Below are 24,096 nucleotides of genomic sequence, written 5' to 3' on the forward strand. Positions count from 1 at the left end.
ATGTTCAACCGGTTTTTTTATTTCATCAACTGTTTTAGACACAGATAGCTAATTTACCTTTTATTTCAATTCAGGGGAAATAAGTTTGTTTTTATTTGCCAGTTGACCGCAGGCAGCATCAATGTCTTTACCACGGCTATGTCGTACGTTACAAATAATACCATGACTATCCAGGTGTTTTGTAAATGCCAACAAACGGCTCGTACTTGTTTGCTGAAATTCTCCACCATCGATGGAATTATATTCAATAATATTTACTTTGCTTTTTACCCGTTTGCAATAGTCGACTAACTCCTGCGCATCCTGTAAAGAATCATTAAAGTCTTTAAAAACAATGTATTCAAAAGTTGGGCGTGATCCGGTTTTTTCAGTAAAGTATAAAAGCGCTTCTGCTAAATTTTCGAGAGTATTTGTTTCGTTAATCGGCATCAGCTTATTACGTTTTTCATCATTAGCAGCGTGTAAAGACAATGCCAAATTAAATTTCACTTTATCGTCCCCTAACTTCATAATCATTTTTGCAACACCGGCAGTAGAAACGGTAATGCGTTTCGGTGACATACCTAAACCTGTTGGACTCGTAATTTTCTCAACTGATTTTAAAACTTCAGCATAATTTAGAAGAGGTTCTCCCATTCCCATGTAAACAATGTTGGTTAAGGGGGCTTCATAACGGTCGTTGGCAGTATTCTTCACTAGGACAACCTGATCAAAAATTTCATCAGCGTTGAGGTTACGCATGCGTTTTAGTTTTCCTGTTGCGCAAAACTTGCAGGTTAAACTACAGCCAACTTGTGATGAAATACAGGCGGTCATTCTTTCCTGATGCGGAATTAAAACACTTTCTACCACATAATTATCATGCAATCGCATGGCACATTTTATGGTGCGATCAGAACTTACTTGTAGTTCGTGAATTTGAACCGCATTAATGGCAAAATTTTCTTCCAGATAATCGCGCAACTTTTTAGAAAGGTTCGACATCTGACTGAATTCTACAACACCTTTTGCCCACAACCAATCATACACTTGTTTAGCCCTGAATGCGGGCTCACTAATTTCCTCAAACAATTGAGTTAATTGTGGCAGTGATAAAGCGCGTATATCTTTCTTTGGCATGAATTGAGGGTCAAAGATACCATTTTTAGCCGCAATTGAATGGGGAATGGGATTTTTTTGCACCATTCCACCATCTTATTTTTTGGCTTTACCACTTAAAAAAACCTTCTAACCACTTACAATTTGAACTTGAGTTTTTCCTCATCGGGTTTAGGCTTAAACCTATATTTAATTAACTTTGCCTGTGCGTTTTTTAAAGGCAGATAAATTATTTGATGGCAAAACTTACCTTTCTCAGGATGCCGTTTTGGTTGTTGATAGAGAAGGCGTTTTAAGGGAAATTATTTCCGAGAATGAGCTTGACATAAATAAGGTTGAGTACGTAAAGGGCATTATAAGTCCTGGTTTTGTTAATGCTCATTGCCATTTAGAACTGAGCCACCTTAAAAATAAAATCCCTCAAAGTACTGGATTACCAGCGTTCGCAAAGCAAGTGGTTTCTTTAAGGAATTCGTTTTCAATAGGGGAAGTTTTTTCAGCAATGCACGAGGCAAATCTTGAAATGCAAGAAAACGGCATTGTTGCTGTTGGCGATATTAGCAATGCATCGGATAGTTTTGAAGAAAAGCAGAACAGCTCAATTTATTATCACACGTTTATAGAATTGTTAGGTTTAAATCCCATAAACGCGGCAGCTATTTTTGAAAGAGGCAAGAATTTGTTGTTGGAGTTAAAATCTGAAAAGTTAGCAGGAAGCCTTGCGCCGCACGCACCTTATAGTACTTCGAAAGAATTAATTCAACTTATTTCAGAATTTAATTTCACCAATGGTTTGTCTTTTAGCATTCACAACCAAGAGAGTTTGGAAGAGAAAAAATTCTTAGAAGGAAGTCCGAGTGCTTTTGAAGAACTCTTTAGCTCTTTAGGATTAGATCTTTCCTGGTACAAAGCGACCGGAAATTCTGGCTTAAAGCATTATTTTGAAACCTTATCAAACAAACCGTCTATTTTAGTACACAATACTTTTAGCACTTCAGAAGACATACAATTAAGCACTAAGAAAAATATTTATTGGTGTTTTTGTCCTGGCGCTAACATGTACATTGAAAATAAACTTCCAAATTTTTCACTTTTTGCGAATCAAAAGAACAAGATTTGTTTTGGCACCGATAGTCTGGCGAGTAATACGCAACTGGATGTTATTGCCGAAGCTAATTTGGTTTTACAACATTCAAAGGAATTTTCTTTGGAAAATGTGTTGCAGGCGCTAACTTTTAACGGCTCTGAAGCATTGGGTATTTCTGATAAATTTGGACGTTTTATTATTGGTAAAAACGCGGGACTAAATCAATTAGAATTTATAGATTCAAAAATTAATTTCATAAAAAAAATAGCTTAATACATGTTATACTTAAAAACATTTACGTTTAATCCTTTTCAACAAAATAGTTATCTGATTTATGATGATGAAGGCACTGCTTATTTATTCGACGCGGGAAACTCGAATGCTAGTGAAAACGAAATCTTAAGAAAGTTTATAGAAAATAAAAAGTTAAACTTAAAACGTTTCATTTTAACACACGCTCACATCGATCATATTTTAGGAGCACGTTTTATTTTAGACACTTATGGTTTGTTGCCTGAAATGCACGAAAAGGAAATATTTTTTATTGAAAGAATGGCACAAAGTGGCGCTATGTATGGAATTAGTGTAGATCAAGCGCCAATGCCTAAAACGTTCATTAAAGAAGGGGATAAAATTACGCTGGGTAAATATGAGTTTGATTGTCTTTTTACACCGGGGCATTCGCCAGGAAGTATTTCTTTTTACAATAAGGAAAATAAACTTCTTATCAGTGGTGATGTTTTATTTTATGGAAGTATTGGCCGCAGCGATTTACCCATGGGAGATCACGAAACTTTAATTGCATCTATTAAAAACAAACTTTTAGTGCTTGATGATGATGTGAAAGTATACAGTGGACATGGTCCGGCAACAACTATTGGTTTTGAAAGATTAAATAATCCGTTTTTAGTGTAATTGGAATTAAGTACATTTATGAATAACATGCGTAAATACAAATTAATAGTAATTCTTTGCGTTTATTTTTTTGGTCTAAATGCTCAGGACACTCTTCAGGAACTTCCCTTTAAAAAAAGGGAACGCCCACCATTTGACCGCAAAGAGGAGATAATTTACGATGGTAAACGTTATAGAATCCATAATACATACCTTACTGTAGGAGGTGGGTTTTTACAATCTACTATTCGCTCAAAACTGCAAAAGAATTTAGGACTTGATTTTCACTTTCCAATTAGGAACCATCATTTTCAGGTGGGTGTTTTTATGAGCGGTGAGGAATTCGCATCCAATAATAATATTCAGGGGCATATTTGCTACGGCATAAGAAGAGAAAAAAACAAAAGCAATTTCGCGGCATACGTTGGTCCAAGTTATGCAACAGGTGTAGAAGGGAATGTGAACAGCGGAAACCCTAAATTTTATGATGCCTTTGGTGCTTATATAAGTATACAAGCTGTTATGAAATTTACATACGACATTGGATTTGGTGCAGAGCTGTTTAGCGAGTTGGGAAAAAAGCAAAACATTATTGGTTTAAAACTTATTGCGTTTTTTTCTGGGTCATATCGTGGGCCGAAACGAAATTACAACCCGAATGTTAGAGCAGAAAATCCGTTATGATCGATTTTATTATTGTGGGAAGAGGACTGGCAGCAGCAACGCTGGCACATACTTTTCATAAGCACAGTATTTCTTTTAAGATTGTTGGCTCTGATACCATGAGTTCCTGTTCTCGTGTCGCGGCAGGCATTTGGAATCCCGTAGTTTTTAAACGCCTCACTAAAAGTTGGCTTGCCGATGATTTAATTCAAGAACTAAATACATTTTATTCAGAATGCGAATTTCTTCTTCGAAAAAAAATCATTACCCAACGATCAATTATTAAACCGTTTACAGAAGATCAAGAAAAAACACTTTGGAAAAAAAGGGCAAAAGGGGAACTCGAAAGTTTTTTAGATGAGCATATTAAGTTAGAAGCCACTGAAGAATTAGAAAGCTACAAAATTGTAAATGGATATGGCATTGTAAATAAATGTGGTAATTTGAATGTGGCCGATTTTATAGATGCTACCTGCGAGTATTTTAAGGAACTCATCATAAACGAAAAGTTTGACCACAGTGAACTACAATTAACAAGTGAGAAGCTCACTTACAAAGAAGCAGTGGCCAAGAATATTATTTTTTGTGAAGGGTACATGGTAAAAGAAAATCCTTTGTTTAATTGGATTCCATTAAAACCAGCTAAGGGAGAAATTTTAACGATTAAAGTTCCAAAACTAAAATCTAAAAATTCAATATTTAACCGAAACGGTTTTATTATGGATGTTGAAGAGGGGCTTTATAGGGTAGGCGCTACGTATGAGTGGGATGATTTAACAGAAACACCTACAGAAAAAGGCTTTCAGGAATTGCAAGAAAAAATAAAAAGCATGCTTGACTGCGATTACACACTTTTAAAGCATGAGGCTGGTATACGTCCCTCTTCAAAAGATCGTCGTCCTATAATTGGAGCGCATCCAAAACTTAAAAATGCGTATGTATTTAATGGTTTGGGAACTAAGGGTGTTATGCTGGCGCCATATTTCGCAAAAAATTTCGTAAATTCCTTCCTTAATAAAGAGCCACTGCATAAGGAAGTGGATGTTAAAAGGTTTTATACAGACTATGACAATAAAGGGTAAAGTAAAGTTAATTGGTCGTCGCGAATTCGTCGATCTTCCTTTATTAGGTATTTTTGGTATTGAAGCAAAAATTGATACCGGTGCTTATACTTCTTCTTTGCATTGCGAAAACATCTCTTTAAATTATGAAAATTCAAAACCAATCCTTTATTTTACTATCGATCTGGGACAGTCTAAAAAGTTTCGCTTTGAAGAGTTCAGATTAAAAAAAATAAAAAATTCATTTGGTGAAATGGAAGAACGTTATGTGATAAAAACATTACTGGTTATTGGAAAGAAAAAAATTTATTCCACTATCTCGTTAAGTAATCGTGATAACATGCGTTACCCAATGCTCATCGGAAGAAGACTTCTAAAAGGAAAATTTTTAATAGACGTAAATAAAATTCATACTAACGGTATAAGCCTTAACGGATTTCCAATCTAAAATTTTACACTTAAAACTAAATCAATGAAAATCGCGGTATTGTCTCGCAATAAGAATCTGTATTCAACACAGCGTTTGTTGGAAGCTGGTGAACAAAGAGGGCACGAAATGGTGTTACTCGATCACATGAAATGCGTATTGGTTATTGAGAAAGGCCGACCGCACATTTATTTTAATGGAAAAGAAGTTTTGGATGTAAATGCCATCATTCCCAGAATTGGAGCTTCCGCTACCTTTTACGGTTCGGCTGTGGTAAGACAATTTGAAATGATGCATATTTTTAGCGCTATTGAATCTCAAGCATTGGTGCGTTCACGTGACAAACTAAGGAGCCTTCAAATTTTAGCCCGTGCAGGAATAGGAATTCCGAAAACCGCCTTCGCTTCTTCACCAAAAGATAAAGATATTGATAGTGTAATTGAAAACATCGGTGGCGCACCCTGTGTAATTAAGCTCTTAGAGGGCACACAAGGTATTGGAGTTATTTTGGCAGAAAATCAGAAAGCGGCTAAAAGTGTAATCGAAGCATTTTTAAAGTTAGAAGCAAACATGCTTGTTCAAGAGTTTATAAAAGAAGCGGGTGGAGCAGATTTGCGCGTATTTATTGTAGACGGACAAATTGTTGGGGCTATGAAACGTCAAGCAAAAGAAGGCGAATTTCGCAGTAATTTGCACCGTGGAGGTTCAGCATCTCTAATTAATTTAACTGCTGAAGAACGCTCAACGGCCATAAAAGCTGCGAAAAAATTAGGTTTAGGAATTGCCGGTGTCGATCTTTTGCAATCAAGCAGAGGTCCTTTGGTAATGGAAGTAAATTCGTCACCAGGGCTTGAAGGTATTGAAGGCGCGACAAAAGTCGATATCGCCGGAAAAATTATTGAATACGTAGAACGGAATGAGTTCACAAAACCGGGGGAATAATTATTAACTAATTTATTGAAGTGCAAGAAACAATAACAATCAACGGACAAACAATAGAACCAGGACAAACTAAAACGGTGATCCTGAATTCTTACGAACTTCATACGAAGACAAAATTAGAAATCCCTGTAATAGTTATTCGTTCAAAAAAGAAAGGTCCAACGTTATTGTTAAGTGCTGGAATGCATGGAGAAGAAACAAATGGCATTGAAATTATTCGTAAAGTAATTACGCGAAAAGATGTGCGTAATTTACAATGCGGCACTCTTATTGCAATACCTGTAATCAACGTTATTTCTTTTTTGTTTGGTAGTCGTGATTTACCGGATGGCCGTGACCTTAACCGATGTTTTCCAGGAAACAAAAAGGGTTCTTTTGGAAGTAGAATTGCGTACGATTTAATGAAACATATTTTGCCAGTGATTGATTTTGGTATCGATTTTCATACAGGTGGAGCTAAGATTAACAATTTTCCTCAGATCCGTTGTGTTTTTAGTTTTCCTGAGAACATTGCTTTGGCAGAAAAATTTTCAGCACCACTAATTATTGACAGTACATACCGCGAAGGTACTTTTAGGAAAGAAGCCGCAAAGAAAGGCAAACCTATATTAGTATATGAAGGTGGCGAAAGTATGCGCTTTGATTATAGGGCAATTAATGAAGGCGTTACAGGATGCATGAGGCTGATGAAGGCGTATAAAATGATAAGTACGGAAGCGCCTGGAGAAAATCCTTCTGTAAAAATTAAAAAAGACACTTGGGTACGGGCGAATAGCAGCGGCCTTTTTCATATGAGTGTGAACAATGGCGCCCGGGTTGCTGAAGGAGATTTATTAGGAATAATTTTTAATCCCTTTGGAGAAATTGAGAAAAAAATACTTAGCCCCGTAACGGGATATATAGTGGGCATCAACAATCAACCCGTTGTAAACCAAGGGGACGCCTTGATTCATATAGGCATGGAAGAAGCGTAATTTTTTTGTAACTTTGCGCATGCACAATAAAGTAGACTTAAGTGACTTTTTTATCATAGTATTTGTTGCCATGGTATTTATTACAGGTTGCGTGGTTGTTTTCAAATTTATGAGAGGAGGAAAGAGGTAACATGATAACAAATCAATTTATTTTATTTTTAAATCTAGGCGGTGGCGAAGTAGTCATGATCGTTCTGGTAATCTTACTTTTATTTGGAGGAAAAGGAATACCAACAATTGCTAAAACATTGGGAAAAGGTATACGTGAATTTAAAGATGCTACAGACGGTATAAAAAAAGACATTCGCGATAGTACAAGTGGTATAACGGACCAAATTACCGAGCACATTCAAGAAGTAAAAAAAGAAGTCGAAAAGGATTAGAGCCTGTTTAACTCTAGCTGACTGAGCTTGCTAAAGATACTGCACTTGAATCTATAAATCAAAAACTATTAGTCGTAACAGTGAAAAGTAAATTCAAGCAGATTTTCTCCATTCTATTTTTAAGTATTAGTTTTCTTGGACTTTCACAAACGGTAGAAAAAATAAAATTCAAAAAAGACCGTTCTCTTATCTATTTTTTTCAGAAAGGAGCAAAAAGTGATACGCTTTACAGAGGAAACGAAAATCTATTTTACTTGGTCGTTCCTGAGAATTTGAAAAGAGATCTTTCAATTCAAGTTGAGAATGGACAATTGATGACTAGTGGCAACGACAGTATTGTGAGTTTAATTTATCTTCCAGGTTTTCAATACGAATCATTTTATGAAAGCAAAGAAATAAAGGGAGAAAAAAAACAAAAAAAGGTGCAATACAATTTTACAACACTGGTGAATGGAACCTCAATCATAAAGGCGCCTAAAATCTCAATAAGTATTATTAATAAAAGTACAGGCGGATTAATCTTAGAAAACGTTTTTTTATATGGAAACGATTAGATTCGTTTTACCAATTCCTTCATAATTAAAGTCATCTTAGGTTCCTGCAAATTGGCTATATGCATGACTTCTTCATGCGTTACGGTTTGAACACTTCCTTCTACTCCTAAATCTGTGACAATACTAATCCCAAAAACATCTATACCAGAATGTTTAGCAACTATTACTTCGGGTACAGTACTCATTCCAACAACATCAGCACCTATGCGCCATAACCAACGGTATTCAGCTGGAGTTTCAAAACAAGGGCCAGTTAAGCCTGCGTAAACCCCTTCGCTTACTTTAATATTATTTTCTTTGGCAATTTCTTTGGCAAGATTTACGTAAGTTTTTTTATACGTTTCACCCATGTCGGGAAAACGAGGTCCAAGAGATGGTTCATTTTTTCCAATGAGTGGATTACTCAGAAACAAATTAATGTGATCGTTAATAATCATCAATTCACCTACTTCAAAATTTGGATTCATTCCACCGCAAGCATTACTAACGCAAAGCGTTTTTACGCCTAAGGCTTTCATAACCCTAACCGGAAAACTTATTTCTTGCATGGTATATCCCTCGTAAAAATGAAAACGGCCTTGCATAGCCATTACTTTTTTACCACCCAATTCTCCAAAAATTAATTTTCCTTTATGACCTTCAACTGTGCTAATTGGGAAATTTGGAATGTCTTCGTAGGGAAGGGTATACTCTACAGTGATTTCTTTTACCAAGCCTCCAAGTCCTGTACCGAGAATGATTCCGACAATAGGCGAAAAATTATTGGTTTTGCTAAGTATATTTTTTGTGGTGAATTCTATTTGTTCTAACATATTTTAAAATAATCTCATTCAATTCCTCTTCCTTGTCTTTGAAAGTTACTTCCACAGGGAGTATGTAAATATTCATTGTTTTGGCAATTTCCCATACCAAAGGATTTTTTAAACGCATTAAATCTTTTTCGGTGGTGACTAATATTTTATTTCCGCCTTCAAAACTATTGTAATAGCGTTCAATATCGTGCAAGTCTTTTAGTGTGTATTCATGATGGTCGGGAAATGGCAAGTGACGTACTTCTGCGGCATATTCTTTTAAATAATTAACCATTGGTTGTGCGTTTGCAATACCTGCAAATGAGATAACGCGAAAACGAAACAATTCATTCAAAGTATCTAATTTAGTGTTTTGATTATCTGGCATATACAGTTCGCCGTATTTTAGATAACTAAAAAACACTTGTTGGTGAGCCTTTGGATTTACATCTTTAATAATATTTCGTATATCGATTGGGCTAGTATTTTCAGGGGTTTTAGTAATAATAATAATATCAGCACGATTGATGCCTCTTTTAAACTCCCTCAAGGTTCCAGCGGGTAGCATAAAATCGTTATAATACAGATTGTGGTAGTCACTGACTACAACGTTTAAACCGCATCGGATAGAGCGGTGTTGAAAGACATCGTCAAGCAGAATTATTTTTGGAGCTGTTTGTTTTAAGGCAATTAATTTTTTTATTCCGCTTACGCGTCTAACATCAACGGCTACTTGTACTTTGTATTTTAGTTTGTAAATAAGAGGTTCGTCGCCGATATCTTCAGCTGTACTATTTTCATCTGCAAGCACAAAACCAATACTTTTTCGTTTGTAACCTCGACTTAGTGTAGCAATGTTTGGATCTTCTTTTTTTAATAATCGGATGAGGTATTCAACTAAGGGCGTTTTCCCCGCACCTCCCACAGCGAGGTTTCCAACTCCAATGGTATGCACATCGAATTTTTTTTCTTTTAAAATCCGCCAGTCGTACAAACTGTTCCTAATAAAGGTGATGATGCCGTAAAGGAATGCAATAGGCATTAAGAGTATTTTTAATCCGTCGTTCAAACAGGTTAAATATGCCTATTTTTTTCGAAAGATTAAAATTTCAAGAAATTTAGTAAGCGTTTAATCTGAGTTAAGATCATTCGCAGTTTGAAGCCCTAAAAGATAGTTGTTAGGATCAAATGTTAATTCAAGAAACTTATCTGTGCCGCGATAATATTTAAAAACCAGAGGAGATGTTTGATCCCATGCATCAATAGACTCCTTAGTCATATTGACAATATTTTTCATACAAGACTCAACAGTTCTTATTTTCACAAGTGCTTTATTAGTTGTAGTATTCCATCGCATGAAAAATAATTTAACTTCTTTTCCAGCATCACAAGATGGCCTGTCAGCAGGTTTACTAAAGGCTTGAACATATACCAATGCGAAGGTGGTATCGGCATTTTTTTTCTGAAATAAAAGTTTAAATTTTTCTGGATCACGGCAGATGGAATCCGTATGGCAGTAATTAAAAGTATTTTCGGGGCTGACAAGGTTTACACACAGCTTCATTCGATCTGTGGCTTTTTTTGGCTTTTTGGTATACACGGCAAACTCTTTGGGAATGGCCTCTGCCTCTGCAATGCGTATAGCTGCAGTATCAACTGCTAGTGTGTCTTTAGCCGCCACCGCATTGGTTTTTGTAACTCCACTTTTTGTTACTGGTTTTTTAGTTTGCGCACTTGCAAAAGAGGCAAAAAATAGCGCAATAAAGATGAATCTATACATGGGCTAAAAGTAACAAAAAAATTAAGAATCAAAATTGACCCGCCTCAACTAATTTTACAGCGCGCTCCACCATAAGATCTTCAACACGTGCATCGTATTTTGTTTTCATATTATGGCCGAAAATACGGGCAACGGTTTGCCACATGGCTGCCTGAAAGCCCCCCCTTAATTGCTTCACAATCTCATAGGTAGTTTTTTCAGTTTCTCTGTCAATGAGTTTCATTAAGATTTTCCCCTGCGATACACTCAGATTCGAAAGTTCATCTTCAAATTCAGAACGAAGGTCTTTTTCACACACTTTTAAAAAGGTCTTTTTTAGCTTTTCATCTTTAATTTTTTCAAGGGCCCTGTCGTATTCTTTAAGTTTTGCGGCTGCTAGAATGGCATAAGGATATACCTTTTTAACATTAAACTTAATTTTAGTCCATTGTTCCTTCTGACGGTTATTAGTGAAAATAAAATTGGTTATAATTTCTACTTCGTCACACACAATAAGCGGAAAAGTATCCAGCCCCACTATTTCTGTACGACAGCGAAAACCAGTTTCGAGTGGGGTTAATATATCGTTTGCAAGTGCCGTTGATTGCGAAAAAAGTGAAAATGAACCAAAAACAAACGAGGAGGCATAAAACAATGCAAGGTGTACTTTAGAATATGGTTTAAAACGATCCATTATAATCATTCATATACGTTAACGCGTAAAGTAACCTGCAAGTTGCGTGCTAATTTAAACGATTTGTCTTCCATTTGCTTTTTTTAACAGGCCCATTCTCTGTTAAAATTTGTTTTTGAGAACTGGCTGAAAAAATGGCTGATGAAGCAATAGCCGCTATTTCAGCATATTCGTCATTTTCTACGTTTAACATTTCAGGTTTAAAGTGGTTAACGATAAAACCGGTATCAAATTTTCCGCTCACAAAAGCTTTATGTCTTAAAACGAATTTACAAAAATCAAGTGTTGTTTCCACGCCAACAATTTTGTAGTCGTCAATTGCCCGAATCATTTTTTCAATAGCTTCGGTGCGGTCTTTTCCATGAACAATGAGTTTAGAAATCATTGGATCATAATAAATAGGAATATCCATACCCTCTTCAAAACTATCATCTACACGCACTCCAGGACCGGATGGCGTTTTATAAACCAATAACCTGCCAATGTCTGGTAAAAAATTATTCATAGGATCTTCGGCACATACACGAACTTCTATTGCGTGTCCGTTTATTTTGAGATCCGCTTGAGTCATGGTTAGCTTTTCATTCCGCGCTACTTTAATTTGTTCTTTTACTAAATCCAAGCCGGTAATCATTTCTGAAACCGTGTGCTCTACTTGTAAACGCGTATTCATTTCCAGAAAGTAGAAATTCAATTCAGCATCTAGCAAAAACTCTACTGTTCCAGCGCCGCTGTAATTACAAGCTTTCGCAACATCTACAGCACACTTGCCCATTTTTTCTCGTAATTCAGGACTTAAAACACTACTTGGCGCCTCTTCGATTAATTTTTGATGACGTCGTTGTATGCTACACTCGCGTTCAAAAAGGTAAACACAGTTTCCGTGGTTATCGGCGAGTAATTGAATTTCGATGTGACGCGGACTTGTCGCATAACGCTCAATAAAAACGGCACCATTTCCAAAGGCTGATATAGCTTCACTTACGGCCATATTCATTTGTTGTTCGATATCTTCTTCACGTTCTACAAGACGCATTCCTTTTCCACCACCACCGGCACTGGCTTTAATTAATAAAGGAAAACCGACTTCTTTGGCAACCTTAATAGCTTCTTTTATATCGCTTATGGCTCCATCGGAACCAGGAATCATTGGAACTTTGTATTTTTTTGCAGTGGCTTTTGCACTGAGTTTGTCGCCCATTAAGTCCATGCTTTCAGGACTTGGCCCTATAAAGGTAATACCGGCATCGCGCACTTTTCTTGCGAAATCTGCATTTTCACTTAAAAACCCATAACCAGGATGGATACCATCAACGTTTAGTTCTTTACAAATTGCAATTATTTTATCACCTTGTAAATACGATTGGGCACTTGGTGGCGGACCTACACACACCGCCTCATCTGCATATCTTACGAATAAAGCATTTCTATCGGCTTCAGAATAAATGGCTACTGTTTTAATACCCATTTCACGCGCACTACGCATAACACGTAAGGCAATTTCACCACGGTTGGCTATAAGAATCTTTTGCATAAATAGTTTTAATACAGTTTAAAGATAACTAATTAATTCTTTCTAAAATGTGGATTTAAAAAGTCAAAATGCTAATGTTGATCGGTTAAAATCAGTATTTTCGTCTACTCAATGTTCTTCTATGTTTCAAAAATAGTCGCTTTTTTATTTTCGCCCATGATTTGGGTATTTATTTTATTAGCGTACTCTTTTAAAACAAAAAAAGAAGGACGAGCAAAAAAATTGAGAATTATTGCAGTTGTTGTTTTATATGTTTGTAGTAACGCTTTTATTATTGATGAATGCTTTAGAGCTTGGGAACCGGTGACGCCTGATCTTGATCTTATGAACACTAAATATGAAGGTGCAATTGTATTAGGAGGTATTGGTGACATAGACTTAAGATTAAAAAAAATAAATTTCGGGCATAGTGGCGATCGTTTGTTTCAAACCTTGCCCTTGTATTATAAAGGCCGCATTAAGAAAATAATTTTTACAGGAGGCTCTGGAAGTATTGAATTTCCTGAAAAACTCGAAGGGTTATATGTAAAGAAATATTTACAAAGCATCCAATTTCCAGACAGTGGTTTAATTGTAGAAGCAAGAAGTAAGAACACACACGAAAATGCCGTTTTCACTAAACAACTTTTAGACAGTTTGCGTATTGATGGAAGTTTTTTATTGGTAACTTCTGCCTACCACATGCCGCGAGCGATGGCTATTTTTAAAAAGGCGGGATATAAAAATATCACACCCTACTTAACGAACCGTTCAAGTGGACTGCGTCGGTTTACTTTTGATCATTTATTTATACCTAATCCTGGGTCGCTCTTTGCACTTGAACATTTAATTCACGAATGGGTGGGTTATGCTGTTTATAAACTAAAGGGCTATGCTTAATTTTAATGAAGAATTGCTTCAATTTATTTGGCGAAATAAATTGTTGAAGCCTAAGCCTCTTATTAGCAGGTCAGGAAACGAAGTCATCATTTTGAAACAAGGGGAATTAAATCTGGATGCTGGTCCGGATTTTTTTAACGCGCAAATCAAAATAGATAATATTGTTCTGGTAGGTAATGTCGAAATCCATATAAAAACAAGCGATTGGTTAAAGCACAAGCATCAAAACGATAAAAGTTACGATACCATTATTCTTCACGCCGTTTATGAGCATGATGTTGATTTGCTTCAAAACACGAATAATAATGTGGAGGTTTTAGAGCTTAAGGATTTGATTGACGAAAAAACACTTCTCGCCTACGAACATTTATCTTCTGCTAAAACCAAGTTACCTTGTGCCGGTCAATTAAAGGACGTGAACGAGCTCAAGTTTACGAGTTGGATGGAACGCATGACTATAGAACGTTTGGAAGAAAAAGTAAAGCGGATTGAAAGCATTTTTCAATTTTATGGGGGTGATTACACGCAAACATTTTACACTTGTTTATTAAGAAGTTTTGGATTTAAAGTGAATGCGGTTCCTTTTGAATTGCTTGCCAAACAGCTCCCGGTTCAGATACTATTAAAACACGCAGACAATTTACTTCAGCTGGAAGCTTTGATGCTAGGCGTTTCTGGACTTCTTGAAAATCAGTTCGAAGATAAATACGTTCAAGGCTTGCAAAACGAATTTGAACATTTAAAGAATAAGTATAATTTAATTCCATTAGAAAAAGAAATTTTCAAATATTCGAAACTACGTCCCGCAAATTTTCCCAATGTAAGGTTACTGCAATTGGCGCAACTTATTTATTCAAACAAAGAAATTTTTCTAGCACCACAAAACAAAACTAGTTATAAGGACTTAATGAAAGTCCTTCAAATAAAATCAGAAGGTTATTTAAAGAATCACTATAAACTTGGAGGTGCAGAAACAAGCAAAGAAGTTTCTTTAGGAATCGCTTCCATAGAGAGTTTAATCATTAATACCTTCGCACCTTTCTTTTTCTTTTATTCTAAAAAATTAGGCAAACCAGAATACACCGACGCCAGTGTCGAATTACTCACCCGTTGCAAAATGGAATCAAACGCTAAAACGAAATTATTCGATTCGCGTAAAAGCAGTTTAACAAACTCGGCTGCAAGCCAGGGCATTATTAATCTCTACGATAATTATTGTGTTTCGAGGAAATGTTTGAAGTGTGGAATTGCAGCGGCTATTTTAAGGCCGGAATGAATTATTGTAAAATACAGTCGGTGTGGAAGGTATTTGTTGAAGAATAATTCCCACTATTCGTGTCAAAATTATAATACGTCGCAGTAATATTTTCGGCTTCATGGTCGCAAACAGCTTTCGCTTGAGTCTCTGTCATCTTCTCTGTCATTGGCTTTGTCTCCGAGGAATAGTAACCTTGTCCACCAGAATAAAAAATGGTCGTCGTACATGAACAATTTCGGTTTTTCTTACAGGAAAATGCCGTAATAATTAATAGGCTTAGTAGGCTTAATTTTTTCATTAGATAAGTAATTAGTGTACGAGGCAAGATGTTGAAATAGATTCTCCTGGATAAAGAGGAAAACTTCCATTATTAGTCATTGTATTTGTAAAATTAGTTTGTGTCGCAACTTCCTCGTGTTCGCATGCCGCCTCAGCCTGGCTGCTAGTTAATTTCTCTGTATAAGGTGTTTTGCTCCCAGGGATAACTTCGGTTATGAAATTGCCGCTTTTTAACCTTTGCGTAAAGGTAGTGTTGCACTCACAAGTATAAATTTTTTTACAGGAACATAAACAAAAAAGGCTACTAAAAATCACGAAGATTATTTTCATTTGGGTTGGTTTGTGTGAAGGTAAAACTATTTATTATTTTTGATTATGCAAAATAAATTTTAATTAGTTAGAGAAGTTCTAAAAATCAGGATGCATTTTATTTTTTTATCTTTGTTATATGATTAGTAGAATTTCAAAGTGGTTTGAACAAAGAGCATTTGGTGTTTGTCAATGGCTCGGAAAAAAAATGGGTATTCGAACAACCACGGTAAGGATGTATTTTATTTATCTTTCTTTTTTCACCTTCGGAAGCCCTATTATTATTTATTTTATTCTGGCTTTTCTTTTAGAACATAAAAATTACTTCAAACCATTTTACACAAAAAAGCGTCCGAGTGTGTGGGATATTGATTAAATGTAAAAGGGAAGAGGTAAAATGGAAAATGTAAAAGGAAGATGGAAGAGGGGAAAGGGATGGAAAATGTAAGATGTAAAAGGGAAGAGGTAAAATGGAAAATGTAAAAGGAAGATGGAAGAGGGGAAAGGGATGGAAAATGTAAGATGTAAAAGGGAAGATGGAAAATGTTTTATGACATTAGTCTTTACAATTCTTTTTGATCTTTAGGATTTTCCTCCAATGACAAATCAGGAAGAAATGAAAGGATAATTGTTGCCAGGCCTGGCAAAATAATTCCAATTAAAAACCATTTTTTTGGATTTCGCCCTAACTGTTTGGCGTAAAAATAGGTGAGGGTGGGGAGTCCCAGAAACAACATTGTTACAAAGCTGGCAACCATTAATGCTCCCATGATTTTATTTATTTAATTCCTCCCAGAATTCCGCACCACGGCGAGTGTGAGGTATGACGATGGTTCCACCAACAATATTCGCTACAGCAAAAATTTCATAGATTTCTTCAGTTGTACAACCTTGTTCTTTGCATTTCTCGAGATGGTATTTAATACAATCGTCACAACGCAAAACCATGCTTGCAACCAGACCAAGCATTTCTTTGGTTTTTACATTGAGCGCTCCTTCAGAATAAGTTTGTGTATCGAGATTAAACAAACGTTTAATAACCAAATTATCTTTTCCTAAAATAACCCCGTTCATTTTAGCGCGGTATTCGTTGAATTCTTTTACTTGTTCTGACATGACCTTAAACGTTTAATTTATGTTTTTTAATTACCCATGCAGAAACAAACACACTTAATTCATATAAAAGATACATGGGAATAGCAACAACCATTTGAGAGGTAACATCGGGACTCGGTGTAATAACAGCAGCAACAATTAATATAATAACTACAGCGTGTTTGCGGTATTTCCTCATGAATTGTGGTGTAAGTAAAGTCATGCGTGTTAAAAAATAAACAAGCACAGGCATTTCAAAAATTATTCCCGATACCAAAACCATGGTACTTATTAGAGAAACATAGTCATCAAACGTATTTTGAGTTTGTACAATGCCGCTTGAGGAAACTTGATAGTTTACCAAAAAATTATAACTCATCGGGAATAATAAAAAGTATCCGAAAAAAACGCCAATCAAAAACAGAAAAGAAGCAATTACTACAAAAATTTTAACCGGACCAACCTCCTGATTTTTTAATGCAGGTCGGATAAATTTCCATAATTCCCACAATACAACTGGGAAGCCAAGAATGAGTCCGCACATTAAGGAAATCCACATGTGATTGAAAAATTGCTCAGAAGCACTTAAGGTTTGCAAATGGGCTGGTCTTACAATTATACACATAACATCACCTGCACCAATTTTATGTCCAAGTGAGCACAAAGTCTGGTAAGAAATAAAGTCTTGTTTTAGCGGACCAAAAATAACTGTGTCGAAAATAAAATCATTTAAACAAAAGGCAGCAATTCCAAATGCAACAACAACGGCAGCGCTGCGCACTAAATGCCAACGTAATTCTTCAAGGTGCTGAAGAAAGGACATTTCTGCTCCTGTTTCCGGATTTTTTGATGATGCGAAGAAAGCCATATTAAGGCTGCAAATTTACATTAAAACCAACGGATTTCAAATCTTCCCAAAAGGCAGGGTAGGATTTGTCAACAACGGAGTGGTTTTCAATACAAAGGCCTGTAAAAACTGATGCTAAAGGCGCAAAACTCATTGCCATTCTGTGGTCGTTATAAGTTGAAACGTTATAGGTTATTAAGTTATTAGTTATTGAGTTATTAGGTGATACGTTATTAGTTATTGGGTTATTCGTTAAAGACTCATTTACCAAACGCTTAACTTCTAACTTATAACTTATAACTTTTAGAAAGTCATTACCAATTTCTACTACCGCCCCAAACTTCTCAAGTTCATTTTTTAATGCAATAACGCGATCTGTTTCTTTTACTTTTAATGTAGAAAGTCCAGTAAAGTTTATTTTTATTCCCAGTCCTAGACAAGTCACGGCGATTGTTTGCGCAATGTCAGGACAATCTGTAAAGTCATACGTGAATTCAGATAGGGTAGGTTTTATAGAATGGAGTACAATTGTATTTTCTTCAAATGTGGTTTTAACTCCTAAATTTTTGTAGATCTCAGGAAGTATTGAATCTGCTTGAGAACTTTTTTTATTCAAAGAACTTAATTCAATTTCTGCATTGCCAGTTAAAGCACAAATGCTATACCAATACGATGCGGAAGACCAGTCGGACTCAATAGAAATGTAATCCCGATAGCTATCGGGAGTATGATGGAAAATGGAAGATGGTGTGATAGAAATAAGATCTTCTTTTTGTGTTATTGTTATTCCAAGAGATTTAATTAATTCAATTGTCATGTCAATATAAGGCCTTGATACTGTTTTCCTTTTTAAGGTAAGGTTTAAACCTTTTTCCAAAGAAGGGGCTATCAATAACAGGGCGGAAACAAATTGACTGCTCACACTGCTGTCTATTTCTATTTCTCCACCTTTTAGTTTTTTACCTTTTATAAGCAGTGGTGGAAAATTTTCCTTCTCCAAATAAGAAATGTCTGCGCCAAGTAATCTAAGTGCATGTATCAATTCACCAATCGGACGCTCTTTCATTCGTTCTGAACCAGTAATTGTCCATTGACCTTCTTTTGTTGCCAATAAAGCAGTTAGAAACCGCATATCCGTTCCTGCGTGCTGAACATCGATTGTTGCCTGTTTTTTATTTTTGATCTGTTCTATTGCTCTTTCTAAAAGTAGTGTGTCTTCAGAATTGGAGATGTTTTGAAATGTTATATCAAGATTGAGAGCCTCCTTAAGAATTAACAAACGATTGCTAATGCTTTTAGAACCTGAAATTGCAATGTTTGCTTTTATAATATTTGATGGAGCTGTGAGTCTTATCATTTAGTTAATGTAGTGTAAAAGTCGATCGCTTTTTTAATTTGATTTTTAGTCACAATCAAGTCGAACTTACAAGAACCAATTTTATCGATCAAAGAAAAATAAAATTTATCATTGTGATTCTTCTTGTCGTTTTTTATCAGTTCAATAAGTGAGTCTAAAGGAATGCTTTTCAAGGATTGCATTGTAAAATAAGGTGGAATGCCTGAAATTATTTCATCCAACTCTTTTTTAAGGATCATTTTTTTCTGGTAGGCGATATGGCTTTCAATCAACATGCCAATAATTACTGCTTCCCCATGCAGGAGTTCGTTTACGCTTCCAAGAAACAGAGATTCTATTGCATGACCAATTGTGTGGCCAAAGTTGAGAATTTTTCTCGCCCCCTTATCATAAGGATCATTTAAAACCAGTTTATTTTTAAGACTTATGCTTTTTATGATGAGCGTCTCTTCATCTTGCCCTTCTTCTTTCAGCAAGTTCCAAAATTTCTTATCGGCAATTAAAGCCATTTTAAAGACTTCTGCTAAACCATTTTGAAAGTGCCTTGACGAAAGCGTGTTTAAATAGTCAGGATAAATAAATACAGCCTTAGGCTGGGCAAAGGTTCCCAGAACATTTTTAATTCCAATAAAATCCAATCCAGTTTTTCCTCCTACACTTGCATCGGCCATTGCTAAGAGCGAAGTGGGGACATTAATAAAGTCGATGCCTCTTTTGTAAACGGAAGCGGTAAAACCTCCGAGGTCGCTTACAACTCCACCACCTAAATTAATGAGTAATGATTTTTTATCCGCATTATTTTCTATAAAGGTCTGCCAGATATGTGCACTAAATTCAAGTGACTTACTCGTTTCTCCACTTTCAATTTCAATAATTTCAGCTGTTTGAAGTTTTGAGCAAGAGGTGATTAAGGTTGGAAGACAAAGTTGAAGTGTGTTTTCATCGCAGAGAATGAAATAGGATGAATACTTGCTTTTATCAAGAAAAGAAGAAAGCGCTTTAAATATTTCTTTTCCAATGTAAATGGAGTAACCGTTTGATTGAATACTTGTCATCATTGTAAAATTACTATTTTATAATTCTAACCAGTTTTTAATAATTGTTTCGCCATACTCAGAAAGTATAGATTCAGGATGAAATTGCACCCCACGCACATCATATTGGGAATGTTTGGCAGCCATGATTACATTTTTCTGATCTACAGCGGTTACAATAAGTTCTGAGTTTATTTTATGTTCATCTATCACCCAAGAGTGATAACGTCCGGTTTTAAACTTAGGAGGACAATTTTTAAAAATAGGGTCATCATTAGTTAAGGTAATTTCTGTTGCCATGCCATGCACAACAGTTTCTAAATTTTTTAAAGAGCAACCAAATGTTTCACCAATCGCCTGAAATCCGAGACAGACACCAAAAATAGATTTTGTTTTGTGATATCTTTCAAGAAGCGCCGACATAATACCTGCCTGTGATGGAAGCCCTGGGCCAGGGGACAGCATAATTTTAGTGTATTGATCTATGTCTTGGACAGAAATACCATCATTTTTAATTACGTCAAATGAAATATCACTTACTTTTTCAATGAGATGAACGAGGTTGTAAGTAAAACTATCGTAGTTATCGAGAACTAATAATTTCATTTTGTGTAATTAGGACGAAGATAAATATTTAAGCAACAAGGACACCTACAAGTTCTATGGGTTTATGAAGTAATGAATTTAGCCAAAAAGGCTACTTAAATTGTAACGAAACTTAAAATTGAGAATCTAACAGAGTTAATGATTAAATGATTTTAAATAGAGTAATAAAACTGTTGCAATAAAAAAGGCGGTGAAAACCGCCTTTTTATTTTTATTTGCCTAAATCCTCAAAACTGATGTCGGCTGAATCTTTTTTTTCTCCAGAATCGGAGTGGTCTTTTGATTCGTAGTTACTTTCAATTTCAGGAGCATTTTCTTTAATATGAACGATTGCTTCATTCAAACCTTCAATAAACTTTTCGAAGTCTTCTTTATATAAAAAGATCTTGTGTTTTTCATAAGTAAATTTTCCATCCGTACCAAAACGTTTTTTGCTTTCGGTAATTGTTAGGTAGTAATCATTACCACGTGTACTTTTTACATCGAAAAAGTAAGTACGTTTACCTGCTCTAACGGATTTCGAGAACAAATCGCCCCTATCATTTTTTTCAAGTTCTTCTGACATAATTTTTAGTTTGAATTAAGCAAATATTATAAAAATCTTCTGAGATTAAGCACGCTGTTAATAATTTAACGTTATTGTTAATAGTCTATACAACACAAAAGCCGTTGTTTAATTTAACAACGGCTTGTATTGCTTATTAATAAAGACGGTTAGGATTTATGATCGTTTTTGATTTCTTTTATGTTTTTTGCGGAGTCAAACATTTTTTGAATTGCATCTTTGCTAAGTGTATTTGATTCTGTATCTCGAATATCTTCAAAATTGTAATCAGCACTTCCTACTTTTTGATTAATTAAGAAATGAAATTCTGGTTTAACGATTTCGCTTTCCCACATAATGGCATTTGGTTCTTCTGCTATATAAGATTTAAATTTATTCACTTCATCGTCTTTAATATCTTGCTTACGCATTTCAATATCTGCCGCTTGCTCATTAATACTGATGGCGAAGGCTTTTCCAACCTTGATATCAAGAGCTCCATTTGATTGTTCAGTGATTTCCATTTTGTTTGCTATTGTGTCTGGAACAAAAATAGCAAAGGGTTTTCCAAAACGATTGAGATTAAGGGTGTTCATACCCTCAGGTGCTACTATTGCTTCTGATTTATTACCGCCGCATGAAATTAATCCTGTTAGCACGGTGGCTGAAATTAAAGTAATGATTGTTTTACGCATGATGATGTTTTTTAATTAATTTTTGTAAAGAAACTGTAAGGCTAATTGTGATGTAAATATAAGAAACAATGCCAGTTTTGAGTTTGTGTTTTTACAGCATTTAAGATTATTAGAATGATTTGTTTGCAAAATAAAAACAAAGAAAAATTAGCCCATAAAAAAACCCTACGCGTGTAGGGTTAGATTAGAAACAAAAAACCCCGCTAATGCGGGGCTTTTATTACTTTTTCTTAGCTGCTTTTTTCTTAGCTGCTTTTTTTGGTGCTTTTTTAGCTGCTTTTTTAGGAGCTGCTTTTTTTGTTGCTTTCTTAGCTGCTTTTTTAGGAGCTGCTTTTTTTGCTGCTTTTTTTGCCATGGTTTCTTGTTTTTGAGATTTGTTGATACGAAGTAAATAAATTTTTGAGTGTTATCTAATTATTAAGGCATTATTTTTTCAACATTGATTTGTTGAAATTGTTAATAGCGTATATTAAAGACGAGTCGTTTTCTCGCAGTATTCTTCTTCGAAAACATTTATTTTTTTTAAAAGCCTTGAATGTATTGATTTTATTAGTGTTTCAAAGGATCGAATTTTCACATAAGAAAACAAAAGTTTTATTTTTTAAAAACTTAGGCTATAAATGGTCAAAAAAGAATTTTAGTCTTTTATTAAAATTTCTTCTTCAATTTCCCAATCCGACAAGATTTTGAGTTGTTTTGAATTAATAATCACTTTTTCGGCTTGTTGTTTCCGAATAATGTTCCCGCTATCCCATTTATTGTTTTTATTGCTGTCAAAAATAATTTTTGTAAAGTATACGCCCGGCGTAACATCAGTAAATTCAATAGTTGTAGCGTTATTAATCAAATCCGAAAAAACAATAACATGTTCTTTTTCTATTCTATTTTGTTGATCGAGTAATTGTATAATGTAATTTTGGTTTAATGTACTGTCTGTTTTAAAACTCAGTTTAAGAGTCAGTTTTCCAAAATCAGTTTTACTTTGATTAACAAAAAGAACGGAATTGCTGTCATTTGGAATTTGGTTAAGATCGAAAAAAGCAGTCGTGTCAATTTTGATGGTATAGCTTATTCCTTCTTTTAACGGGTGATAGATCTCATAGCTGTTAACGCTTGTCCAGCGACCTTTTGCGGGAATTGGAGTAATCATAGAATCTTCTTTACTCGTGAATTTAATTTTTGAAAGATCACTTCTACTGGTATCCATCCAGTTTAAAAATGAAAGTTTAAGGTTTGCATACAAGGGCAATTTATTTCCACGCGTATTAAAGGTAAAGGTCTTTAATCTTCGTTTTGTAAGATTATTTTTTGGTAATTTGATCCTAAGAGTATCCGACTTATTTGCGTTAAAGTTTTGAAGTACGAGATCCAAGGTGTCATTTATGTTTTTATAGAAAAATGAGATAGTGTCTTTTTCCCTTCCAATAAGGGTTTCTGAGATGCTTAAGGAGTTTTCTTTTACTATGGGCATTAATTGAACCTTTGCTTTTTTATTTAAAATTATTTGCGCAAAACCGTAATAGGGAGAGCTACTTTTCTTAATAAATGATTTTGATGCTTCTTCTTGAAACATTTTGAGGTGAATGGTTGTATCTGAAATTAATGTAAGCGTTGAGTCTAAAAAGCCAATTTTTTCAGCTTCTCCGTCATAAAGGCTGTTTTTATTTTTATCTGTGAAGGCAAATACCGAAAATGTTTTGTATGGTAGATTCTTTACTAGAAAAGTTCCATCGTCTTTTGTTCTGGTAATAAAGTCGGGTTCTTTTTTATAAACCAAACTATCGTAAGTTTGCTCACCATAATAGAGCGCAATTAATACATCAGAAACTGGTTTGTTGTCAAAGGACTCGGTTATATCACCTTTTACCATAACTGTATCAATATAACTTCCGGTTGAAAATACATATTCAAAGTCGGGAATGGAGTTGGACTCATTCATGTCGGCGATGGCTGTTCCGAAATAAAAACGATAGGTTGTGTTTGGTAGAAGTTCTTCTCTCTTAAATTTTACAAGGATGTTTTTTCCATCGGCACTTATATCGGGTGTGGTTTTTAATCTTGGAGTAACAATAAGTTGGTTACTTAAATCTTTCACCTGAACAAATTCATCAAATTTGAGGGAAATATACTCTGCATTAAAATTTGTAGTATTTCTAGCCGGAGAAGTTTCCAGAATTTTGGGCGGCGTTGCATCTCTTTCGCCACCACTTAGCGGAATAATTTGCGCGCAGTGAGTGAATAGGAGAATTAAGCTAAAAACTAAAAGTATTTGCAGTACTTGCCTGACCATTGATTAACTTTGTAAAAGTAATCACAATATTTAAGAAAGCCT

At 35.1% G+C, this 24,096-nt stretch carries 30 protein-coding genes; 12 read left to right on the forward strand and 18 right to left on the reverse strand.

Annotation, left to right across the window (positions count from 1 at the left end):
• Positions 1-60 precede the first annotated feature (60 nt).
• On the reverse strand, positions 61-1,119 hold the full coding sequence (rlmN, locus tag P2086_RS04610; protein ID WP_317899262.1) for a dual-specificity RNA methyltransferase RlmN: 1,059 nt from the start codon (positions 1,117-1,119) through the stop codon (positions 61-63).
• A gap of 184 nt (positions 1,120-1,303) precedes the next feature.
• On the opposite strand from rlmN, the gene P2086_RS04615 reads away from it, so the two are divergent.
• From P2086_RS04615 to P2086_RS04655, 9 genes are all read left to right on the forward strand, one after another.
• Positions 1,304-2,458 carry an amidohydrolase family protein gene (locus tag P2086_RS04615; RefSeq protein WP_317899263.1) on the forward strand — a complete coding sequence of 385 codons (1,155 nt, stop codon included), beginning with the start codon at positions 1,304-1,306 and terminating at the stop codon, positions 2,456-2,458.
• Between the two features lie 3 nt (positions 2,459-2,461).
• Complete coding sequence (locus P2086_RS04620; RefSeq protein WP_317899264.1) at positions 2,462-3,100, forward strand: MBL fold metallo-hydrolase; 639 nt, start codon at positions 2,462-2,464, stop codon at positions 3,098-3,100.
• 27 nt (positions 3,101-3,127) lie between these two features.
• Positions 3,128-3,763: a hypothetical protein gene (locus P2086_RS04625; RefSeq protein WP_317899265.1), complete on the forward strand. Its 636-nt coding sequence runs from the start codon at positions 3,128-3,130 to the stop codon at positions 3,761-3,763.
• Positions 3,760-4,824 carry an NAD(P)/FAD-dependent oxidoreductase gene (locus tag P2086_RS04630; protein WP_317899266.1) on the forward strand — a complete coding sequence of 355 codons (1,065 nt, stop codon included), beginning with the start codon at positions 3,760-3,762 and terminating at the stop codon, positions 4,822-4,824. Before P2086_RS04625 ends, P2086_RS04630 begins: the two co-directional genes overlap by 4 nt.
• A complete protein-coding gene (locus P2086_RS04635) occupies positions 4,808-5,251 on the forward strand; it encodes an ATP-dependent zinc protease family protein (protein ID WP_317899267.1) in 444 nt (147 codons plus the stop codon). The genes P2086_RS04630 and P2086_RS04635 overlap by 17 nt, the downstream gene beginning before the upstream one ends.
• Positions 5,252-5,275: 24 nt before the next feature.
• Entirely contained in the window at positions 5,276-6,172 is an 897-nt protein-coding gene (rimK, locus tag P2086_RS04640; RefSeq protein ID WP_317899268.1) for a 30S ribosomal protein S6--L-glutamate ligase, read from the forward strand.
• A gap of 20 nt (positions 6,173-6,192) precedes the next feature.
• Entirely contained in the window at positions 6,193-7,146 is a 954-nt protein-coding gene (locus P2086_RS04645; protein WP_317899269.1) for a succinylglutamate desuccinylase/aspartoacylase family protein, read from the forward strand.
• A gap of 131 nt (positions 7,147-7,277) precedes the next feature.
• Positions 7,278-7,529 carry a Sec-independent protein translocase subunit TatA/TatB gene (locus P2086_RS04650; protein ID WP_317899270.1) on the forward strand — a complete coding sequence of 84 codons (252 nt, stop codon included), beginning with the start codon at positions 7,278-7,280 and terminating at the stop codon, positions 7,527-7,529.
• Between the two features lie 80 nt (positions 7,530-7,609).
• A complete protein-coding gene (locus P2086_RS04655) occupies positions 7,610-8,083 on the forward strand; it encodes a hypothetical protein (protein ID WP_317899271.1) in 474 nt (157 codons plus the stop codon).
• Here the strand turns inward: P2086_RS04655 and P2086_RS04660 are convergent.
• The 5 genes from P2086_RS04660 to accC all read right to left on the reverse strand — a co-directional run bounded on the left by P2086_RS04660 (position 8,080) and on the right by accC (position 12,861).
• On the reverse strand, positions 8,080-8,895 hold the full coding sequence (locus P2086_RS04660) for a purine-nucleoside phosphorylase (protein ID WP_317899272.1): 816 nt from the start codon (positions 8,893-8,895) through the stop codon (positions 8,080-8,082). The two genes, P2086_RS04655 and P2086_RS04660, sit on opposite strands and share 4 nt — an antisense overlap.
• Positions 8,855-9,916: a tetraacyldisaccharide 4'-kinase gene (lpxK, locus tag P2086_RS04665; protein ID WP_317899273.1), complete on the reverse strand. Its 1,062-nt coding sequence runs from the start codon at positions 9,914-9,916 to the stop codon at positions 8,855-8,857. The genes P2086_RS04660 and lpxK overlap by 41 nt, the downstream gene beginning before the upstream one ends.
• 87 nt (positions 9,917-10,003) lie before the next feature.
• On the reverse strand, positions 10,004-10,654 hold the full coding sequence (locus P2086_RS04670; RefSeq protein ID WP_317899274.1) for a hypothetical protein: 651 nt from the start codon (positions 10,652-10,654) through the stop codon (positions 10,004-10,006).
• A gap of 28 nt (positions 10,655-10,682) precedes the next feature.
• On the reverse strand, positions 10,683-11,327 hold the full coding sequence (locus tag P2086_RS04675; protein WP_317899275.1) for a DUF4294 domain-containing protein: 645 nt from the start codon (positions 11,325-11,327) through the stop codon (positions 10,683-10,685).
• Between the two features lie 49 nt (positions 11,328-11,376).
• Entirely contained in the window at positions 11,377-12,861 is a 1,485-nt protein-coding gene (accC, locus tag P2086_RS04680; RefSeq protein ID WP_317899276.1) for an acetyl-CoA carboxylase biotin carboxylase subunit, read from the reverse strand.
• A 156-nt stretch (positions 12,862-13,017) separates the two neighbouring features.
• Between accC and P2086_RS04685 the strand changes: the two genes are divergently transcribed.
• Positions 13,018-13,740 (forward strand): YdcF family protein, encoded by a 723-nt coding sequence (locus P2086_RS04685; RefSeq protein WP_317899277.1) that lies wholly within the window; start codon positions 13,018-13,020, stop codon positions 13,738-13,740.
• Entirely contained in the window at positions 13,733-15,016 is a 1,284-nt protein-coding gene (locus P2086_RS04690; protein ID WP_317899278.1) for a DUF2851 family protein, read from the forward strand. The genes P2086_RS04685 and P2086_RS04690 overlap by 8 nt, the downstream gene beginning before the upstream one ends.
• Before the next feature lies 1 nt (position 15,017).
• On the opposite strand, the gene P2086_RS04695 is transcribed toward P2086_RS04690, so the two are convergent.
• Positions 15,018-15,296, reverse strand: a complete 279-nt coding sequence (locus P2086_RS04695) for a hypothetical protein (RefSeq protein WP_317899279.1) — start codon at positions 15,294-15,296, stop codon at positions 15,018-15,020.
• A gap of 11 nt (positions 15,297-15,307) precedes the next feature.
• Complete coding sequence (locus P2086_RS04700; protein WP_317899280.1) at positions 15,308-15,607, reverse strand: hypothetical protein; 300 nt, start codon at positions 15,605-15,607, stop codon at positions 15,308-15,310.
• Between the two features lie 118 nt (positions 15,608-15,725).
• Here P2086_RS04700 and P2086_RS04705 point away from each other — a divergent pair, with 118 nt between their 5' ends.
• Positions 15,726-15,962 (forward strand): PspC domain-containing protein, encoded by a 237-nt coding sequence (locus P2086_RS04705; protein WP_317899281.1) that lies wholly within the window; start codon positions 15,726-15,728, stop codon positions 15,960-15,962.
• A gap of 187 nt (positions 15,963-16,149) precedes the next feature.
• On the opposite strand, the gene P2086_RS04710 is transcribed toward P2086_RS04705, so the two are convergent.
• The 10 genes from P2086_RS04710 to P2086_RS04755 all read right to left on the reverse strand — a co-directional run bounded on the left by P2086_RS04710 (position 16,150) and on the right by P2086_RS04755 (position 24,054).
• The gene (locus P2086_RS04710; RefSeq protein WP_317899282.1) at positions 16,150-16,356 is read right to left on the reverse strand and encodes a hypothetical protein; all 207 of its coding nucleotides are present in this window, start codon (positions 16,354-16,356) and stop codon (positions 16,150-16,152) included.
• Positions 16,357-16,360: 4 nt separating this feature from the next.
• Positions 16,361-16,702 carry a carboxymuconolactone decarboxylase family protein gene (locus tag P2086_RS04715; protein WP_317899283.1) on the reverse strand — a complete coding sequence of 114 codons (342 nt, stop codon included), beginning with the start codon at positions 16,700-16,702 and terminating at the stop codon, positions 16,361-16,363.
• 4 nt (positions 16,703-16,706) lie between these two features.
• Positions 16,707-17,549 carry a twin-arginine translocase subunit TatC gene (gene tatC / locus P2086_RS04720; RefSeq protein WP_317899284.1) on the reverse strand — a complete coding sequence of 281 codons (843 nt, stop codon included), beginning with the start codon at positions 17,547-17,549 and terminating at the stop codon, positions 16,707-16,709.
• A 1-nt stretch (position 17,550) separates the two neighbouring features.
• The gene (locus P2086_RS04725; protein ID WP_317899285.1) at positions 17,551-18,885 is read right to left on the reverse strand and encodes a 3-phosphoshikimate 1-carboxyvinyltransferase; all 1,335 of its coding nucleotides are present in this window, start codon (positions 18,883-18,885) and stop codon (positions 17,551-17,553) included.
• Positions 18,882-19,943: a 3-dehydroquinate synthase gene (gene aroB / locus P2086_RS04730; RefSeq protein ID WP_317899286.1), complete on the reverse strand. Its 1,062-nt coding sequence runs from the start codon at positions 19,941-19,943 to the stop codon at positions 18,882-18,884. Before aroB ends, P2086_RS04725 begins: the two co-directional genes overlap by 4 nt.
• Before the next feature lie 15 nt (positions 19,944-19,958).
• The gene (locus P2086_RS04735; protein ID WP_317899287.1) at positions 19,959-20,525 is read right to left on the reverse strand and encodes an anthranilate synthase component II; all 567 of its coding nucleotides are present in this window, start codon (positions 20,523-20,525) and stop codon (positions 19,959-19,961) included.
• 211 nt (positions 20,526-20,736) lie between these two features.
• Positions 20,737-21,090 (reverse strand): DUF3276 family protein, encoded by a 354-nt coding sequence (locus P2086_RS04740; RefSeq protein WP_317899288.1) that lies wholly within the window; start codon positions 21,088-21,090, stop codon positions 20,737-20,739.
• A 149-nt stretch (positions 21,091-21,239) separates the two neighbouring features.
• Positions 21,240-21,764 carry a hypothetical protein gene (locus P2086_RS04745; RefSeq protein WP_317899289.1) on the reverse strand — a complete coding sequence of 175 codons (525 nt, stop codon included), beginning with the start codon at positions 21,762-21,764 and terminating at the stop codon, positions 21,240-21,242.
• A 220-nt stretch (positions 21,765-21,984) separates the two neighbouring features.
• Entirely contained in the window at positions 21,985-22,119 is a 135-nt protein-coding gene (locus tag P2086_RS04750) for a hypothetical protein (protein ID WP_317899290.1), read from the reverse strand.
• Positions 22,120-22,401: 282 nt separating this feature from the next.
• The gene (locus tag P2086_RS04755; protein ID WP_317899291.1) at positions 22,402-24,054 is read right to left on the reverse strand and encodes an Ig-like domain-containing domain; all 1,653 of its coding nucleotides are present in this window, start codon (positions 24,052-24,054) and stop codon (positions 22,402-22,404) included.
• Positions 24,055-24,096 lie beyond the last annotated feature (42 nt).

It is taken from the genome of Aurantibacillus circumpalustris, assembly GCF_029625215.1.
Taxonomy (GTDB): domain Bacteria; phylum Bacteroidota; class Bacteroidia; order B-17B0; family Aurantibacillaceae; genus Aurantibacillus; species Aurantibacillus circumpalustris.

Excerpts from the sequence above, each read along its gene's own strand:
- rlmN (WP_317899262.1), bottom strand. The coding sequence starts at position 1,119 with ATGCCAAAGAAAGATATACGCGCTTTATCACTGCCACAATTAACTCAA.
- P2086_RS04620 (WP_317899264.1), top strand. The coding sequence starts at position 2,462 with ATGTTATACTTAAAAACATTTACGTTTAATCCTTTTCAACAAAATAGT.
- P2086_RS04625 (WP_317899265.1), top strand. The coding sequence starts at position 3,128 with ATGCGTAAATACAAATTAATAGTAATTCTTTGCGTTTATTTTTTTGGT.
- P2086_RS04630 (WP_317899266.1), top strand. The coding sequence starts at position 3,760 with ATGATCGATTTTATTATTGTGGGAAGAGGACTGGCAGCAGCAACGCTG.
- P2086_RS04635 (WP_317899267.1), top strand. The coding sequence starts at position 4,808 with ATGACAATAAAGGGTAAAGTAAAGTTAATTGGTCGTCGCGAATTCGTC.
- rimK (WP_317899268.1), top strand. The coding sequence starts at position 5,276 with ATGAAAATCGCGGTATTGTCTCGCAATAAGAATCTGTATTCAACACAG.
- P2086_RS04650 (WP_317899270.1), top strand. The coding sequence starts at position 7,278 with ATGATAACAAATCAATTTATTTTATTTTTAAATCTAGGCGGTGGCGAA.
- P2086_RS04660 (WP_317899272.1), bottom strand. The coding sequence starts at position 8,895 with ATGTTAGAACAAATAGAATTCACCACAAAAAATATACTTAGCAAAACC.
- lpxK (WP_317899273.1), bottom strand. The coding sequence starts at position 9,916 with ATGCCTATTGCATTCCTTTACGGCATCATCACCTTTATTAGGAACAGT.
- P2086_RS04670 (WP_317899274.1), bottom strand. The coding sequence starts at position 10,654 with ATGTATAGATTCATCTTTATTGCGCTATTTTTTGCCTCTTTTGCAAGT.
- P2086_RS04675 (WP_317899275.1), bottom strand. The coding sequence starts at position 11,327 with ATGGATCGTTTTAAACCATATTCTAAAGTACACCTTGCATTGTTTTAT.
- accC (WP_317899276.1), bottom strand. The coding sequence starts at position 12,861 with ATGCAAAAGATTCTTATAGCCAACCGTGGTGAAATTGCCTTACGTGTT.
- P2086_RS04685 (WP_317899277.1), top strand. The coding sequence starts at position 13,018 with ATGATTTGGGTATTTATTTTATTAGCGTACTCTTTTAAAACAAAAAAA.
- P2086_RS04690 (WP_317899278.1), top strand. The coding sequence starts at position 13,733 with ATGCTTAATTTTAATGAAGAATTGCTTCAATTTATTTGGCGAAATAAA.
- P2086_RS04695 (WP_317899279.1), bottom strand. The coding sequence starts at position 15,296 with ATGAAAAAATTAAGCCTACTAAGCCTATTAATTATTACGGCATTTTCC.
- P2086_RS04700 (WP_317899280.1), bottom strand. The coding sequence starts at position 15,607 with ATGAAAATAATCTTCGTGATTTTTAGTAGCCTTTTTTGTTTATGTTCC.
- P2086_RS04705 (WP_317899281.1), top strand. The coding sequence starts at position 15,726 with ATGATTAGTAGAATTTCAAAGTGGTTTGAACAAAGAGCATTTGGTGTT.
- P2086_RS04710 (WP_317899282.1), bottom strand. The coding sequence starts at position 16,356 with ATGGGAGCATTAATGGTTGCCAGCTTTGTAACAATGTTGTTTCTGGGA.
- P2086_RS04715 (WP_317899283.1), bottom strand. The coding sequence starts at position 16,702 with ATGTCAGAACAAGTAAAAGAATTCAACGAATACCGCGCTAAAATGAAC.
- tatC (WP_317899284.1), bottom strand. The coding sequence starts at position 17,549 with ATGGCTTTCTTCGCATCATCAAAAAATCCGGAAACAGGAGCAGAAATG.
- P2086_RS04725 (WP_317899285.1), bottom strand. The coding sequence starts at position 18,885 with ATGATAAGACTCACAGCTCCATCAAATATTATAAAAGCAAACATTGCA.
- aroB (WP_317899286.1), bottom strand. The coding sequence starts at position 19,943 with ATGATGACAAGTATTCAATCAAACGGTTACTCCATTTACATTGGAAAA.
- P2086_RS04735 (WP_317899287.1), bottom strand. The coding sequence starts at position 20,525 with ATGAAATTATTAGTTCTCGATAACTACGATAGTTTTACTTACAACCTC.
- P2086_RS04740 (WP_317899288.1), bottom strand. The coding sequence starts at position 21,090 with ATGTCAGAAGAACTTGAAAAAAATGATAGGGGCGATTTGTTCTCGAAA.
- P2086_RS04745 (WP_317899289.1), bottom strand. The coding sequence starts at position 21,764 with ATGCGTAAAACAATCATTACTTTAATTTCAGCCACCGTGCTAACAGGA.
- P2086_RS04750 (WP_317899290.1), bottom strand. The coding sequence starts at position 22,119 with ATGGCAAAAAAAGCAGCAAAAAAAGCAGCTCCTAAAAAAGCAGCTAAG.
- P2086_RS04755 (WP_317899291.1), bottom strand. The coding sequence starts at position 24,054 with ATGGTCAGGCAAGTACTGCAAATACTTTTAGTTTTTAGCTTAATTCTC.